This is a genomic window from Xanthobacter albus (genome assembly GCF_043194895.2).
In the GTDB taxonomy this organism is placed as follows: Bacteria; Pseudomonadota; Alphaproteobacteria; order Rhizobiales; family Xanthobacteraceae; genus Xanthobacter.
Genome location: NZ_CM195532.1, coordinates 2,199,826 through 2,215,829 on the forward strand (window position 1 = coordinate 2,199,826; position 16,004 = coordinate 2,215,829).

General features: G+C 70.3%; 13 protein-coding genes. 5 read left to right on the top strand and 8 right to left on the bottom strand.

Going from position 1 to position 16,004, the window contains the following annotated elements; translation table 11 throughout:
- Positions 1–6 precede the first annotated feature (6 nt).
- The 4 genes from fdhF to V5F75_RS09840 all read right to left on the bottom strand — a co-directional run bounded on the left by fdhF (position 7) and on the right by V5F75_RS09840 (position 6,123).
- Complete coding sequence (gene fdhF / locus V5F75_RS09825) at positions 7–2,847, bottom strand: formate dehydrogenase subunit alpha (RefSeq protein WP_394037550.1); 2,841 nt, start codon at positions 2,845–2,847, stop codon at positions 7–9.
- Positions 2,848–2,863: 16 nt separating this feature from the next.
- Positions 2,864–4,426 (bottom strand): formate dehydrogenase beta subunit, encoded by a 1,563-nt coding sequence (locus V5F75_RS09830; protein ID WP_394037552.1) that lies wholly within the window; start codon positions 4,424–4,426, stop codon positions 2,864–2,866.
- The gene (locus V5F75_RS09835) at positions 4,426–4,920 is read right to left on the bottom strand and encodes a formate dehydrogenase subunit gamma (RefSeq protein ID WP_394037554.1); all 495 of its coding nucleotides are present in this window, start codon (positions 4,918–4,920) and stop codon (positions 4,426–4,428) included. Before V5F75_RS09835 ends, V5F75_RS09830 begins: the two co-directional genes overlap by 1 nt.
- A 273-nt stretch (positions 4,921–5,193) precedes the next feature.
- Entirely contained in the window at positions 5,194–6,123 is a 930-nt protein-coding gene (locus tag V5F75_RS09840) for a LysR family transcriptional regulator (protein ID WP_394037556.1), read from the bottom strand.
- Between the two features lie 273 nt (positions 6,124–6,396).
- On the opposite strand from V5F75_RS09840, the gene V5F75_RS09845 reads away from it, so the two are divergent.
- On the top strand, positions 6,397–6,618 hold the full coding sequence (locus V5F75_RS09845) for a hypothetical protein (protein ID WP_394037558.1): 222 nt from the start codon (positions 6,397–6,399) through the stop codon (positions 6,616–6,618).
- Between the two features lie 234 nt (positions 6,619–6,852).
- On the opposite strand, the gene V5F75_RS09850 is transcribed toward V5F75_RS09845, so the two are convergent.
- The 3 genes from V5F75_RS09850 to cysQ all read right to left on the bottom strand — a co-directional run bounded on the left by V5F75_RS09850 (position 6,853) and on the right by cysQ (position 9,358).
- Positions 6,853–7,647, bottom strand: coding sequence for a hypothetical protein (locus tag V5F75_RS09850; protein ID WP_394037560.1), 795 nt, complete (start codon positions 7,645–7,647; stop codon positions 6,853–6,855).
- A gap of 117 nt (positions 7,648–7,764) precedes the next feature.
- A complete protein-coding gene (locus V5F75_RS09855) occupies positions 7,765–8,382 on the bottom strand; it encodes a DUF1134 domain-containing protein (RefSeq protein WP_394037562.1) in 618 nt (205 codons plus the stop codon).
- Between the two features lie 118 nt (positions 8,383–8,500).
- Entirely contained in the window at positions 8,501–9,358 is an 858-nt protein-coding gene (cysQ, locus tag V5F75_RS09860; RefSeq protein WP_394037564.1) for a 3'(2'),5'-bisphosphate nucleotidase CysQ, read from the bottom strand.
- Between the two features lie 165 nt (positions 9,359–9,523).
- Between cysQ and chpT the strand changes: the two genes are divergently transcribed.
- Positions 9,524–10,201 carry a histidine phosphotransferase ChpT gene (gene chpT / locus V5F75_RS09865; RefSeq protein ID WP_394037566.1) on the top strand — a complete coding sequence of 226 codons (678 nt, stop codon included), beginning with the start codon at positions 9,524–9,526 and terminating at the stop codon, positions 10,199–10,201.
- Between the two features lie 131 nt (positions 10,202–10,332).
- Here the strand turns inward: chpT and ctrA are convergent, their stop codons facing one another.
- A complete protein-coding gene (ctrA, locus tag V5F75_RS09870) occupies positions 10,333–11,034 on the bottom strand; it encodes a response regulator transcription factor CtrA (protein WP_394037568.1) in 702 nt (233 codons plus the stop codon).
- Between the two features lie 457 nt (positions 11,035–11,491).
- On the opposite strand from ctrA, the gene V5F75_RS09875 reads away from it, so the two are divergent.
- From V5F75_RS09875 to V5F75_RS09885, 3 genes are all read left to right on the top strand, one after another.
- Positions 11,492–11,887, top strand: coding sequence for a flagellar export protein FliJ (locus V5F75_RS09875; protein WP_393989972.1), 396 nt, complete (start codon positions 11,492–11,494; stop codon positions 11,885–11,887).
- Positions 11,888–12,045: 158 nt separating this feature from the next.
- Entirely contained in the window at positions 12,046–12,579 is a 534-nt protein-coding gene (locus tag V5F75_RS09880; protein ID WP_394037570.1) for an RNA polymerase subunit sigma-70, read from the top strand.
- A 149-nt stretch (positions 12,580–12,728) separates the two neighbouring features.
- A complete protein-coding gene (locus tag V5F75_RS09885; protein WP_394041017.1) occupies positions 12,729–15,929 on the top strand; it encodes a hypothetical protein in 3,201 nt (1,066 codons plus the stop codon).
- Positions 15,930–16,004: the final 75 nt, after the last annotated feature.

Consider the following 16,004-nt stretch of genomic DNA (forward strand, 5'->3'; position numbering starts at 1 on the left):
CGCGGCCTATTCCGCCGCCTCGGCGGCGATGCGGCGGCTCTCGCGGGAGAGGTCCTCGTATTCCTCCTGCCACGGGGTCGGCCCGTTGGAGGGCGAGACCTGCACCGCCGTCACCTTGTATTCCGGGCAGTTGGTGGCCCAGTCGGAATAGTCGGTGGTCACCACGTTGGCCTGGGTCACCGGGTGGTGGAAGGTGGTGTAGACCACCCCCGGCGCCACCCGTTCCGAAATCACCGCCTTCAGCGAGGTGGCGCCGGAGCGGCTTTCCAGCTTCACATGGTCGCCGTCGCGGATGCCGCGGTTCTCCGCATCGAAGGGGTGGATTTCCAGCACGTCCTCCGGGTGCCAGGCCACGTTCGCGGTGCGCCGGGTCTGGGCGCCCACATTGTACTGGCTGAGGATGCGCCCGGTGGTGAGCAGCAGCGGGAAGCGCGGGCCGGTCTTCTCGTCGGTGGGCACGTATTCGGTGAGCATGAACTTGCCCTTGCCGCGCACGAAGCCGCCGATGTGCATCACCGGCGTGCCGGCGGGGGCCTTCTCGTTGCAGGGCCACTGCACCGAGCCCAACTCATCCAGCTTCTGGTAGCTCACACCGGCGAAGGAGGGCGTGAGGGCCGCGATCTCGTCCATGATCTCAGAGGGATGGGCATAGTCCATCTTGAAGCCGAGCGCGTTGGCCAGCATCTGGGTCACCTCCCAGTCCGCATAGCCGTTCTTCGGCGCCATCACCTTGCGCACGCGCTGGATGCGACGTTCGGCATTGGTGAAGGTGCCGTCCTTCTCCAGGAAGGTGCAGCCCGGCAGGAAGACGTGGGCGTAATTGGCGGTCTCGTTCAGGAACAGGTCCTGCACCACGAGGCATTCCAGCGCCGCGAGGCCGGCCGAGACATGCCTGGTGTCGGGGTCGGACTGAAGAATGTCCTCGCCCTGCACGTACATGCCCTTGTAGGTGCCCTCCACCGCCGCATCGAACATGTTGGGAATGCGCAGGCCCGGCTCGTCGTCCAGGTGCACGCCCCACAGGGCCTCGAACGAGGCGCGGGTGGCGTCGTCCGAGATGTGGCGATAGCCCGGCAGCTCATGGGGGAACGAGCCCATGTCGCACGAGCCCTGCACGTTGTTCTGGCCGCGCAGCGGGTTCACGCCCACGCCCTCGCGGCCGATGTTGCCGGTGGCCATGGCGAGGTTGGCGATGGCCATCACCGTGGTGGAGCCCTGGGAATGCTCGGTGACGCCGAGGCCGTAATAGATGGCGCCGTTGCCGCCGGTGGCGTAGAGGCGCGCCGCGCCGCGCACCAGATCGGCGGGCACCTGGGTGTACTTCTCCACCGCCTCGGGCGAGTGGCGCTCATCGGCCACGAAGGCCGCCCATTCCTGGAAATCCTCCCAGTCGCAGCGCTCGCGCACGAAGGCTTCGTTCACCAGGCCCTCGGTGACGATCACATGGGCCAGGGCGGTGACGATGGCGACATTGGTGCCCGGCTTCAGCGGCAGGTGGAAGGCCGCCTCCACATGGGGCGAGCGCACGATGTCGGTACGGCGGGGGTCCACCACGATCAGCTTGGCGCCCTCGCGCAGCCGCTTCTTGAGGCGCGAGCCGAACACAGGGTGGCCGTCGGTGGGGTTGGCGCCGATGATGAGCACCACGTCCGACTTCTCGACGCTGTCGAAATCCTGGGTGCCGGCGGAGGTGCCGTAGGTCTGGGAGAGGCCGTAGCCGGTGGGCGAGTGGCAGACGCGGGCGCAGGTGTCCACGTTGTTGTTGCCGAAGCCGCCGCGGATCAGCTTCTGGACCAGATAGGTCTCCTCATTGGTGCAGCGGGACGAGGTGATGCCGCCCACCGCGCGCCGGCCATACTTCTCCTGGATGCGCTTGAACTCGGAGGCGGCGTATTGGATGGCCTCCTCATAGGTCACTTCCTTCCACGGCTCGTGGATGGAGGCTCGGATCATGGGCTTCAGGATGCGGTCCTGGTGGGTGGCGTAGCCATAGGCGAAGCGGCCCTTCACGCAGCTGTGGCCCCGGTTCGCCTTGCCGTCCTTGTGGGGAACCATGCGCACCAGCTCGTCGCCGCGCATCTCCGCCCGGAAGGCGCAGCCGACGCCGCAATAGGCGCAGGTGGTCACCACCGCATGCTCGGGGGTGCCGATCTCCACCATGGACTTCTCATTGAGGGTCGCGGTGGGGCAGGACTGCACGCAGGCCCCGCACGAGACGCATTCCGAGGTGAGGAACGGCTCGCTCATGCCCGGCGAAACCCGGCTGTCGAAGCCGCGGCCGGAAATGGTGAGCGCGAAGGTGCCCTGCACCTCCTCGCATGCCCGCACGCAGCGATTGCAGACGATGCACTTCGACTGCTCATAGGTGAAGTAGGGGTTGGATTCGTCCTTGCCCAGCTTGGTGTGGCTCTCGCCCTCGTAGCCGTAGCGCACGTCGCGCAGGCCCACGACGCCGGCCATCTCCTGCAGCTCGCAGTCGCCGTTGGCGGAGCAGGTGAGGCAGTCCAGCGGGTGGTCGGAGATGTAAAGCTCCATCACCCCCTTGCGGATCTGCTTCAGCCGCTCGGTCTGGGTCTTCACCACGATGCCTTCCGCCACCGGCGTGGTGCAGGAGGCGGGCGTGCCGTTGCGGCCCTCGATCTCCACGAGGCACAGGCGGCAGGAGCCGAAGGCGTCCAGCATGTCGGTGGCGCAGAGCTTGGGGATCTGGTTCCCGACCTCCATGGCCGCGCGCATGATGGAGGTGCCCTCGGGCACGCTCACGCGCATGCCGTCGATGGTGAGGGTGACCAGCTTCTCCGCGGTCGAGGCCGGCGTGCCGTAGTCGATTTCATTGATGAGGGACACTTGGCGTTCCTCCGGATTATTCTGCGGCGGCCGGCAGGCTCGGCGTGTCGCCGAAGTCTTCCGGGAAATGGTTGAGGGCGCTCAGCACCGGATAGGGCGTGAAGCCGCCCAGCGCGCACAGCGAGCCGAGCTTCATGGTGTTGCAGAGGTCGCGCAGCAGCACGAGATTGGCCTCGCGCTTCTCGCCGGCCATCACCTTGTCGAGGGTCTCGACCCCGCGGGTGGAGCCGATGCGGCAGGGCGTGCACTTGCCGCAGCTCTCGTGGGCGCAGAATTCCATGGCGAAGCGCGCCATGCCGGCAAGGTCCACGGTGTCGTCGAACACCACGAGGCCGCCATGGCCGATGAGCGCATCCTTCGCCGCGAACGCCTCGTAGTCGAACGGCGTGTCGAACTGGGATACCGGCAGATAGGCGCCGAGCGGCCCGCCCGCCTGCACCGCCTTCACCGGGCGGCCGGACTGGGTGCCCCCGCCGATGTCGTTGACCAATTCGCCCAGGGTGATGCCGAAGGCGGTCTCGAACAGGCCGCCAAATTTGACGTTGCCGGCGATCTGGATGGGCATGGTGCCGCGGGAGCGACCCATGCCGAAGTCGCGATAGAAGGCGCCGCCCTTGTCGAGGATCACCGGGATGGTGGCGAGGGACACGAGATTGTTGATGACGGTGGGCTTCTGGAACAGGCCCTTGTGGGCCGGCAGCGGCGGCTTGGCGCGCACCAGGCCGCGCTTGCCCTCCAGGCTTTCGAGCAGCGCCGTCTCCTCGCCGCACACATAGGCGCCCGCGCCCATGCGCATCTCCAGGTCGAAATCGAGGCCCGAGCCCAGGATGTTCCGGCCCAGCAGCCCGGCGGCGCGGGCCTTCTCGATGGCCTTCTCCATCACCACGAAGGCCAGGGGATATTCGGAGCGGGAATAGACGTAGCCGCGGGTCGCGCCCACCGCGAGGCCGGCGATGGTCATGCCCTCGATGAGGCAGAAGGGGTCCGCCTCCATGATGAGCCGGTCGGCGAAGGTGCCCGAATCGCCCTCGTCCGCATTGCAGACGATGTAGCGCTGGTCGGCGGGGGCGCTCGCCACCGTGCGCCACTTGATGCCGGTGGGGAAGCCCGCGCCGCCGCGTCCGCGCAGGCCGCTCTCCACCACCTCCTCCACCGTGGCGGAGGGGCCGATCTCGATCGCCCGCTTCAGGCCGCGATAGCCGCCATGGGCCTCGTAGTCGGTGAGCGAGAGGGGATCGATGATGCCGATGCGGGCGAAGGTGAGGCGCGTCTGCTTCTTGAGGTAGGGGATCTCATCCACCAGTCCCACGCAGAGCGGATGGTCGGCACCGTGGAGCATGCCGGCGTGCAGCAGGTCCTCGATGTCGGAGGGCTTCACCGGGCCGTAGCCCACGCGGCCCTTCTCGGTTTCCACCTCGATCAGCGGCTCCAGCCAGAACAGGCCGCGCGAGCCGTTGCGGGTGATGTCGGCGGTGACGCCGCGGGCGAGCAGCTCGTGCTCCAGCTTGCGGGCGACCCTGTCGGCGCCGCAGGCCATCGCCGTCGCGTCGTTGGGCACGAAGATGCGGGGGGATTTCATCACGCGTCTCCGAAGCTTTTGCCGTGGGCGAAGGCATCGGCCATCTCGTCGATGGCGCCATGGTCGAGCCGGCCCACGAGCTGGCCGTCCACCAAGGCGGAGGGCGCGCAGGCGCACAGGCCGAGGCAGTAGATGGGCTCCAGCGTGATCTTGCCGTCGGGCGAGGTCTCGCCCATGCCCACGCCCAGCCTGTCCTCCGCATAGGCGGCGAGCGCCTTGCCGCCCATGGACTGGCAGGCCTCGGCCGCGCACAGCTTCACCACGTGGCGGCCCGGCGGCTCGCGGCGGAAGTCGTGATAGAAGGTGAGGACGCCGTAGACCTCGGCGCGCGACAGGTTGAGGCTTTCCGCGATCATGGGCACGGCCGGATCGGGCACGAAGCCGAACGTCTCCTGCAGCGCGTGCAGGATGGGCATGGCGGCACCCTCCAGGTGCCGATGCTCCGCGATCACCTGAGCCGCGCGCTCGGTGCTCCAATCCTCAAAGACCGCCATGGGCGTCCGCCTTCCCGCGTCAGACTGTTCATCGGGGCCGCTCGGGCGACGGCCCTTCCTTGTGATGATTTCAAACAGACTGTCACAAAAGCGGCGCCGATCAATGCAGCCGTGGGATGGTGCAATAGAACATTTCTATGAAAGAGGTCGGGGCGCAGGTGCGCGGTCGCGGAATCATCAGCCTCCAGGCTGCGGCAAAAGAGACATCGCCGCCCCGGAAGCCCAGTCTTGATCGGACTTTTCTATGTGTACCCGCGTGCGCGCGCGGAGACCCTATCGCATCGCAGCAAGGGCGGGATCGGCCAGCACCTGCTGGTCGAGCTTGGGGGCGATGCGCCGCGCCTCCGCCACCAAAGCGGAGATGACCGGTGTCGTTGGCTCGCGATGGGGCACCACGAGGCCGATGGAATGGGAAATATCGGGATCGCGGATGGGAATGGAGCGCACCACCGAGGTGAGGCCCAGGGAATCCGCCAGCATGGCCGGCATCACGCTCGCCCACAGGCCGGTGCGCACATGGGTGAACAGCACGGTCATGGAATTGGATTCCAGGGTGGGTTTCGGCTGCGGCCCGGCCGCGGCGAGGAGGCCGTCCACGATTCGCCGGTTCTGCATGTCGGGCGTGAGCAGGGCCAGCGGCAGCTCCGCCACCTCCGCCCAGCTCACGCTGGAACGGTCGCCGAAGCGGGCGTCGGCGGCGGTCACCAGCCGGTAGCGCTCCCGATAGAGCGGCACCGTGTTCACCCGGCCCAGGGGCTCGTTGTCGAGATAGGTGAGGCCGGCGTCGATCTCCAGGTTCTCAAGGTCGCTCAATATCTCCAGGGAGGTGCGGGAGATCACCGTGAAGCGCACGTCCGGGTGGCGGGCGCGGAAGGGGGTGGTGAGCGCCGCCACCATGGGCAGGGCGGTGGGAATGGCGGCGATACGCAGCGGGCCGGAGAGGCCGCGCTTCAGGGCGTCGATGTCCTGCCGCATGGCCCGCGCGTCGGAGACGATGCGCCGTGCCCACTCCAGGGCCCGCTCGCCCTCGGGCGTGAAGCCCATGAAGCGCGATCCGCGCTGCACCAGCAGCACGCCCAGCATGTCCTCGAGCTGCTTGATGCCGGCCGAGAGCGTGGGCTGCGTCACCCCGCAGGCTTCGGCCGCGCGGCCGAAGTGGCGTTCACGCGCAAGGGCGATGAGGTATTCGAGCTTGTCTATCATCCCCGCCATATCAGGGGTGCGGGGGAGGTCGCGCAACTCTTCTTCTGCATTGCGCCGCAGCGAAAGCGCGCGGGCACCGCAGCGCGCCGCTTCTCTCGGATTCGTGAATGAGAAAGGCGGGAACTTCGCGGGCGGCGTCAATCTTCTCTTAACAACTGCGTGCCGGTGCGGCGGATCGGCTGCAGCTTGTTCATGGAAAGCACAAGTCTTGGAAACACAAGTCTCGCCCTTCGTCGCGCCCTGCGCGCGGAGGCTGGATGAAGGATTCCCGCCATGGCTTCTTCGGTGTCCCGTCCTGTCCCGTTCCCCGCGTCCTCCCGGCGGTGGGAGGATGATGGCGTCGCGCGCCGCGCCTCCCTGCTCGTCTCGCTGGTGGGGGTGCTGTTCGCCGCGGTGCTCATCGCCACGCCGCCCCTCGCTCTGCTGACGGCGCCGTCGGACACGCCGGCGACACCGGCACCGCATACGGGCCTCACCGTCTCACAATTCGCCTGAGCATGAGATGCTCGCCCTTCGTGCGGGGCCGTCCGCGCGCCGCGCTCCTGTGCGGCGTGAGGCAGCGGCATGCCTCGTGACATGGGGGCGGCGAATAAGCGTCACCGGCCTTGGCCGTGCTGATGTCGCGTCGCGCCCGAAGCGCGCCCGTGCTCAGCGGAGCAGGAACGCGGCCCGCCGCGCCGCGTGCCGCCTGGCTGGCATCATGGGGCGCAGGCCATGCGGCCCGGCCTCCTATTCGGCCGCCTGCCGGGGCTCGTGGAGCAGGGCGCGGATGCGGCCCGCGAGGGTGGCGTCGCCGGCTGGCGCATCGGCCACCAGCGCCGGAATGGGGGAGACGGCCCCTTCGACCTGGGCAGTGAGCACCACCACCTTCGCCGCGAGCTCGGCCAGCGCGGCCCTGAGGGCGGTGTCCGACGCATCGGCGGCGGCGCCCTGGCCGTACGCGCCCGGCCGGGTACGTTCCATCTCCAGGGCGGCGATGCGGGTGCGCTCGGCCGCGAGCCGGCTGTCGCGGGCGGCGACGGCGCCATTCAGCCGCTCGATGTCGGCCTGAAGGCGCGCCACGATCTCGTTGGCCTCGGTCAGGTCGGTGAGGTGGGCGACACGCTCGGCATCGAGCTGGCCACCGGCGGAGGCATGGTCGGCTACCTGGTCCTGAAGCTCGCCCACCAGGACCGCCTGCTCCGCGTTGAGGCCCTCCAGCCGGCGGGCGCGATCCTCCAGCTCGCCGTTGGCGCGCTCCAGATCCACGATTCTCTGGCGCTGGTGCTCGATGGCCGAGGCGTGCCCGGTGATGGTCTCGCGCATGGCGTCGGCCTTCAGCTCCAGCCGCCGCTGGTTGAGCGCGAAGAAGGCGCGCTGCTGGTCCTTGTCCGCCTGCACCTCGAACAGGGAGACGGGCACCGCCGCCTCCACGCGGCGCGTGGTGAGACGCACCGCCCGGTGCCACACCGCCGGCAGGACGAGCAGGGCCACGAGCGTTGCAATGAGAACGCCCAGTGCGAAATACATGATCTGCTCGATCACGTCGGCCCTTGTCCTTCAGCTTGGGTCCGTCACGCCGGACCTCTCAACCATTCATGCCAGAAGTGCGCGCGGCGCACCAGTGCGGACGCAGCGCCGGCCACCGCCGTCAAGCGGGGATCAGAACGGATTCCACGTGGGGTTGGAGGTGAACTTGAGGTAGCCCAGGTTCGCGCCCAGCCGCACCCCCACGCCGGAACGGATGGGGACCACCACGATACCGTCCGCCCCCAGGGCCGTCATGCCGAAGCCCGCCACCACATAGGCCGAGCCGGAAAGGCCGGCGAAGCGGCGGAAGACATCGTCCACGCTGCGCAGGTTGTACACCAGGATCATGGTGCGGGCGCCGTCGCCGCCGAAATCCCAGCCCACGGAGGGCCCCTGCCAGTAGACCTTCAGGTCACCGGCGTTGCGGGTATAGAGCACGCCCTCGCCGTAACGCAGCCCGCCCACGAAGGCGCCGGAGCCTTCCTGCCCGAGGATGTAGCCGTTGGGCTGGCCCCATTGCGACACCGCCTTCTCGATGGAGAGGGCCAGCCCGCGCGAGACGCTGCCGAAGAAGGAGTGGCCCTTGCTCACCAGCTCGCCGGTGGAATAGGTGGCCGGCGCCTGCTGCTGGGCGGCGGCCGGCGTCGCGGCGGTGATCGCCCCGCCGGCGGCGGCGAGGCCCGCGGCCAGCACGGGAGCGAGAAGGGCGCGGCGCAGGGCGTTCGGAAGGAAGCTCGATGAGAAGCGCATGATGGGATCTCGCGATGGGCTTCGGGACCGCGGTGGCCGCGATTCGAACCTCGATTATTCTCAATACTGTGACCGGCGGAAGGCGTGGTGGCGCAGTGCCGCCACGCTATAGCCCTTCTTACGCACCGGCGGGCCGGGGCAGGGCGCCCGCGCCCCATGCGAGGAAGCCGCGCACCTTGAAGCCGTCCGCGCCATGCCCGTAGGTGAGGGGGCTGCCGTCCGGCCGGGTCACGCGCCCGCCGGCCGCCGCCACCAGGGCATGGCCGGCGGCGCAATCCCACTCCATCACCGTTCCCAGGCGCGGGTAGAGGTCCACCCGCCCCTCCGCCAGCAGACCGAACTTCAGCGCCGAGCCGGCCGGGATGTATTCGGCGACGGGATAGCGCGCCACCAGGGCGTCGGTGGCCGGGTCGCCATGGGAGCGGCTGGCGGCCACCACCAGCGGGCCATCCGGGATGGGGCGGCAGGAGATGGGGGTCCAGTCCTGGGCGTCGACGGGGGCGCCGGGCGCGCGCAGCGCCCGGAAGGCGCCGCCGGGGCGGCCGGCGAACAGGGTCGCCCGCGCCGGGGCATAGACCACGCCCAGCACCGGCGCGCCGTCCTCCACCAGGGCGATGTTCACGGTGTACTCGCCATTGCCGGAGATGAACTCGCGGGTGCCGTCGAGCGGGTCCACCAGGAAGAAGCGGCCGCCACAGGCCACCTGCGCGCCGGCCGAGACCGCCTCCTCCGCCACCACAGGCACGCCGGGCGCGAGCCTCGCCAGCGCGGCGCAGATGATCTCCTCGGCCGCGCCGTCGGCGGCGGTCACCGGGCTCATGTCCGCCTTCAGGTGGGCGTCGATGCCTTCGGCCTCGATGCGGCGGATGGCGACGCCGGCGGCGAGCGCCGCCTCCGCGAGGCCGGCGAGCAGCGAGGCATCGGTGGGGGCGGGCGCGCGGGGCGCGGCGGCGGGGGCCGGATCGGGTGCGGTCATGGCCTTCTCATAATCGGCGGGCGTTCGGCTGTCGACGGCGGCTTGTGAGCGGGGTGCCGTCGGGTGTATCAGAGCCGGCCTTGCATTCCTGCGGTTTCCTTCCCCGCCGGGCCGCGCTCCGCGGACGGCCGGCGGCGGGATCGCACCACGCCCGGAAGCCCGACCATGTCCGACGTGACGCCGACCGCCGTGACCTCCCCCGATGCGCTGCTGCCGATCTCCGCCATGGAGCTGGCCGCGCTGCTGTGCTCGCGGGTGTGCCACGACGTCATCAGCCCGGTGGGCTCGATCGTCAACGGCATCGAGGTGCTGGAGGACGAGAACGCCGCCGACATGCGCGAGGCGGCGCTGGAGCTGATCGCCAAGAGCGCGCGGCAGGCCTCGGCGCGGCTTCAGTTCACGCGGCTTGCCTTCGGCGCCGCCGGCTCGGCCGGGGCGCAGCTCGACCTCGGCGACGCCGAGCAGGTCTCCCGCGGCATGATCGAGGATGACCGCACGCGCATCGAATGGCTGCTGCCGCGCGAGTTCCAGGCCAAGAACAAGGTGAAGCTGCTGCTCAACCTGATGCTGCTGGCCGCCGCCTCGGTGGCGCGCGGCGGCGTGGTGCGGGTGACCGCGGAAGGGGAGGGCGAGGCCATGGGCTTCGTGCTCGCCGCGAGCGGTCCCAGGGCGCGCATTCCCTCGGGCGCGGAGGCGCTGGTGGCCGGCGATGTGCCCGCGGGCGGCCTCGCGGCGCAGGTCATCCAGCCTTATTATACGGGTCTTCTCGCCCGCTCCTGCGGCATGATCGTGAGCCTCGCCCAGGACGACGACGTGGTGACCTTCACCGCGCTCGCGCGGTAATTTGGGGCGTGATGCCGCCGGCGGCGCGCGACGCAGGCGACCAACATAAAATGCCTCGCCAACGCAAAATGCCCCACCGGCGGGTGGGGCATCGGAAGATGCGAGGAAATTTCTGAAAAAGGGAGGCGGCTTCAGACCGCCATGCGCTCGGCGCCCAGCGCCGGCTCGCGCAGCACGTAGCCGCGGCCCCACACCGTCTCGATGTAGTTCTTGCCGGCGGAGGCATTCGCGAGCTTCTTGCGCAGCTTGCAGATGAACACGTCGATGATCTTGAGCTCGGGCTCGTCCATGCCGCCGTAGAGATGGTTCAGGAACATCTCCTTGGTGAGGGTGGTACCCTTGCGGAGCGAGAGCAGCTCCAGCATCTGGTATTCCTTGCCGGTGAGGTGCACGCGGGCGCCCTCCACCTCGACCGTCTTGGTGTCGAGGTTGACGATGAGGTCGCCGGTCTGGATCACCGACTGGGCATGGCCCTTGGAGCGGCGGACGATGGCATGGATACGGGCCACCATCTCGTCCTTGTGGAAGGGCTTGGTGAGGTAGTCGTCGGCACCGAAGCCGAAGCCCTTCACCTTGTCTTCCGTATTGGCGAGACCGGAGAGGATGAGTATGGGGGTCTTCACCTTGGCAACGCGGAGGTTGCGCAAGACTTCGAACCCGGACATGTCCGGCAGGTTCAGGTCGAGCAGGATGATGTCATACTCATATACTTTGCCGAGATCGACGCCCTCCTCACCGAAGTTCGTCGTATAGACGTTGAAGTTCTCGGTCTTGAGCATCAGCTCGATGCCCTTGGCCGTCGCACTGTCGTCTTCGATGAGCAAGACGCGCATGGCAATCCCTTTCCTCGCAACTGACCGGAAGGCGGCAATGCCGACTTCCGTTGCTCGGCCGACGGGGTGATTCGCGTTACGTGTGGGGAATCGATAACAGACCTCGATTCTCGCGGACAAGGCCTTGTGAGAAAACAATTGTGCACGGCTTCGAAGAGCGAATCGCCGCCAAGCACTTAACTGTTTTTCGTGGGCCTTACCGTCCCCGTTCCACCCGTCGCCGATCACCTACCGGCAGCTTTCGAGCGGGCAGCTGGCGCCCCTCGCTCGAACCGTGGAGCCATGATTAACGAAGGCGGTAAACGATTGGTTTCCGCCGAGCGATCCGGTGCGATTTTCCGCAACGGATCGCCCGGCGGTAAGAAAAGGGCAACCGCGGGGCGGCATTGTGACGGGCGTTGAGGGGTCCGAGGGTGCTCGGGCCGGGTTGCGTCATTGCGTACCGGAGTTGACGGCGATGAAGTCGCGAGAGCCCTTGATCCGCGCCAAGAAGTTTCAGATCGACGACGCCCGCCGGCGCCTCGCCCAGATCGACGCCATGATCGCCGATTTCGAGCGCATGGCGGTGGATCTCGACCGCGACATCGCCACGGAGGAGGGGCGCTCCGGCATCGCCGATCCCAATCACTTCGCCTACCCGCCGCTGGCCACCGCCGCCCGTGGCCGCCGCGACAACCTGCGCCGCTCGGTGGAGGACCTCGCCGCCCAGCGCGAGGCCGCCAGCGCCGTCCTGGCGGAAGCCGAGGCCGAACTGGCCCTGGCGGAAGCCGCCGGCGACCTCGACCGCACGGTGAAGCCCGAGATGGGCGGCCGCCGGGGCACGTGGCGCCACGCCGATTCGTCGCGGGCCTGAGGGGCCTTCCGGGCGAAGCCTTCGCCCTGCTGAGATGTTCCCCTGGTTTTTCCCCCGCCGCCCGGGTTTCAATGGGGCGCCGCGGGTGCCGCCCCATGGCGCGCCTCCCGGCGCGCGAGGTGCCGCGGCGGGCGAGGGGAATGGGAGGTGAGCCGGCCGTGACGCCCCAACGAGAGCTTCGAGCCCTGCTGGCGGGCGCCACCGACGGCGCCGCGCGCGAGCGCGTCTATGCCCTGACCTCGCCCAAGCTCTACGGGCTCGTGCTGCGCCTGGTGCGCCGGCCGGAGCTGGCGGCCGAGGCGATGCGGCGGACCTATCGCCAGATCTTCGCGCGGGCCGAGGCCATCGGCGCCGAGCACGACCCCCTGGCCGCCATGGTCGTCATCGCCCGCGGGGCGGCGCTGGACGTGGCGCGCGAGCATGGCGGCATCGATGCCTTCGAACCCTTCCGGGTCGCCCGCGCCGCCGAGGACCCCTTGGCCATGCCGGAGCGGAGCAAGGGGCTGATGCGCCTGCTGGCCGGCCTCGGCACCCTTTCGGAGGAGCGCCGGCGGATGATGCTCCTCGCCTATTACGACGGCTGGACCAAGGAGGCGCTGGGCGTCTATTTCGACGTGCCCGCCGCCGGGGTGCGCGCGTGGCTCGGGCGCAGCATCCAGCAGCTCGCCACCGCGCTCGGGATGCGGGCATGACGCGCGACGAGCTTCTCGCCGCCGAGTTCGTGATCGGCACGCTGGATGCCGCTGAGCGCGCGGAGATCCGCACCCGCATCGCGGTGGATATTTCCTTCGCGGCACGCGTGCGCGCCTGGGAGCGGGCGCTTGCCCCGCTTTACGAGCTGGTGACGCCGGTGGCGCCGCCGCCCGGCCTCTGGCACAGCATTTCCGAAGATCTGGACGACACGCGCGGCGGGATGCTCGCCGCCCTGCGCGGACGGGGGCGGAAATCGCACGAGCCGCCGGCCGATGCCGCGCCGGCCGCCGCACCCGCTTCCGCAGAAGGCCGGACGAAGCGGCGCGGGAGCGGCAAGCGCGGGGCGCTGCAGGCGCCGTTCCATGCGGTGAAGGGGCTGGTGCGGGGCCTGCGCCGGAAGGCGCCCGCCACCGAGGTGCCGCCCTCCGCGCCGCCGGAGCCCTCCCTGCCTCCGGAACAGGAGCCTCGCCCGCGTTCCCGGCCGGCGCCCCAGGCCGCGCGCTCCAGGGCGCCTGCGCCGGAGGTCGTGTCGCCGGCCGCGCGCGCCGGGAGGCCGGAACAATCCATGGCCGCGCCGCCGGTGCCTGCCGCGCGGCCCGGTGCCGCGGTCTTGCCGGAACGCGTCGTCGCGCCGGCTGCCGCATATCTTCCACCTGCCGCGGCGGCGACGGAAGCGGCGCTCGGGCCCGGGGACCGCGCCGGGGGTGAGGCGCCGCCCATGCTCGCGTCGCGCGAGGTCGCGCAGCACCCGCCCGCGCCCGTGGAAGCCGTCGCGCCGGACGCCCTCACGCCTGAGGTTCCGCCGGCCGATGCCGCCGCGCCCGCGGCGCCCGAGGTCCCCGCAGCTTCCGTACATGACGACCTGCCGGCCGATGCCAGCACCGGCGTGGGGGAGCTGCCGCTTCTCCTGTCCCTGGAAGAGATCATCGAGCCGCAGTCAGTTGCTGGTCTTGAAACGGACGGGGCGTCGCCCCATTCCGGCGCCGGGGATGACGTGCCGACTCCTGCTGCTCCGGTTGCGGACGCCCTGGAGCAAGAGGGTTCTCCTGCGCGCGAGCCGGCGGCGGATGCCGGGGAAAGCGACGGCGCGCAGCCCCCGGGCCCCGTGCCGGCGGACGCCGCGGAAGCGTTGAGGGTGGAGGGCATCCCTGCCCCCGCCACGTCACCGGATGTCAGCGCGAGTGATGAGCCTCTGGCTGCTCCGCGCGGCGCGGAGCGGGGCGCGCAGGCGCAGGAGGATGCTTTTGCGCCTGAACCGGCGGCTTCTGCCGATGCCGGCGAGAGTGACGAGGCTCCGGTCGCCCCGCTTGGCGTGGAGCTGGGCGCGCAGTCGCAGGAAGGGGCTCCCGCACCCGAACCTGCGACTTTTGCGGATGCCGGCACGAGCGCCGAGGCGCCGGTTGCCCCGCTCGGCGCGGAGCGGGGCGGGCAATTGCAGGATCGTGCACCCGCGCCCGAATCCGCGATTTCGGCGGATGCCGGCACAAGCGATGAGGCTCCGGTTGCCCCGCTCGGTGCGGCGCTGGACGGGCTATTGCAAGAAGGGGCTCCCACGTCCGAACCCGCGATTTCGGCGGATGTCGGCACGAGTAACGGGATGCCGGTTGCTCCGCTCGGCGCGGAGCGGGGCGCGCAGGGGCAGGACGATGCTTCTGCGCCTGAACCGGCGGCTTCTGCCGATGCCGACGCGAGCGACGAGGCGCCGGTCGTCCCGCTTGGTGAGGCGCTGGACGGGCAATTGCAGGAGGGCGCTCCCGCGCCCGAACCAGCGACTTCGACGGATGCCGGCGCGAGTGACGAGGCGCCGGTCGCCCCGCTTGGCGTGGAGCTGGACGGGCAATCGCAGGCAGGTGCACCTGCGCCCGAACCGGCGGCTTCTGCGGATGCCAGCGCGAGCGATGAGGCGCAGCTCGCCCCGCCCAGCGCGGCGCTGGATGGGCATTCGCAGGAGGGCGTTTCCGCGCCCGAACCCGCGCCGCCGGAGGAGCAACCGTTAACCGTCCCTGGGGCAGGGGAGGGCACGCCGCCGCCGGGGGCCTCGGCCCTGGAGCCGTTGCGCACCGTGGATGCGGCCGAGGCCGCCGTGCCCCTCTTCGAAACCGCTGCATCGCCGGCAGAATCTGGCCCGAGCCCTGATGAGACGGCTCCGGAGCCCATCGGTTCCAAAACGCCGGTGGAGCCGGGCAGGTCGGATGTGGACGCCGCGCCGAGTGCGGAAGCGGGCGCGCCGCTTGTCGAGGGGCCGGAGCCCGCCCCCGTCGCATCTCCCGATGCGGCGGCGGAAGGCGGCGCCGAAGCTTCTGCGTCCACGGACCAGCCATCGGAGGAGCCTCGCTGGGTGCCGGCGTGGCCGCTGCTGAGCCGGGGGCCGGTGAAGCAGGTGATTCCCGCCATGGTCGGGCCGAAGGGTGTGGCGCGGGCCCAGCGCGTGGCCGTCGCCCTTCGGGAGGGGGAGGATGCGGCGTCCGAGGCGACGCCGGTGCCCGAGCGGCCGTCGCGGGATGCGTCGGCGGATCTCGGTGTGCCGGCGGCCGAAGCGCCGCTCGCGCCTTCCACCCCTCCGGCGGAGAAGGATGCTGTCGCCCCTCCCGCCGATGACGGACCGCGCCGGAAGGTGCCGGCACCGGCGGAGACGCCGCCCGCCGAAGCGCGGGAGCGCCCTGATGAGGCGGGAGAGCCCGCCCGCCCCGCGCCGGATGGCGGCATTTCACCCGTGCGGGGGCTGGAGAAGGCCGCCGCTCCACGTGCCGATGACGGGTCGCGCCGGAAGGTGCCGGCGCCGGCGGAGACGCCACCCGCCGAAGCGCAGGAGCGCCCTGATGAGGCGGGAGAGCCCGCCCGCCCTGCGCCAGACGGCGCTGCGGACAACGATGTTCCGCCGGTGCGGAGGCTGGAGCCGGAACCCTCCGTTCCACGTTACCGGCGGCTGCTGTGGGGCGCGCTCGCGCTGGTGGCCGCCATCGCCCTCGGTGTCGGCTCGGACCTGCTTGCCCGTTGGCGCGGCGACGGCGTGCCGCAGCCGCGGACGGTGACCTTGGCGCCCGTGTTCGTGGCCAATCCGCCGCCCGCCGTGCGGCTGCGGTTCGATCCGCGCACCGGCCGCGCGGAGGTGCGGGTGGATGCGCCGCCGGCCCCGCCGGGGCGCATCTACAGCCTGCGCCTGAGGACGGAGAAGACCGGCAGCCACCTCCTGGGAATCTTCGCGAGCAGCTTCGATGCGGTGGCGGACCTGGGGCTGCTCCTGGGCGGCAACACGCCGGGCAGCGCGCGGCTCTCCGTCACCCTCGATTCTCTCGATGCCCCCTCCGTCCCCGGCGAGGAGGTCTACGACAGCCGCATCGTCGATTGAGGCGCCCTCGCCGACGGGGGGCCTTCCGGCCGAAGCGCGGATCACCGCGACGGACAGGCCGCCGGGGCCGCCTTC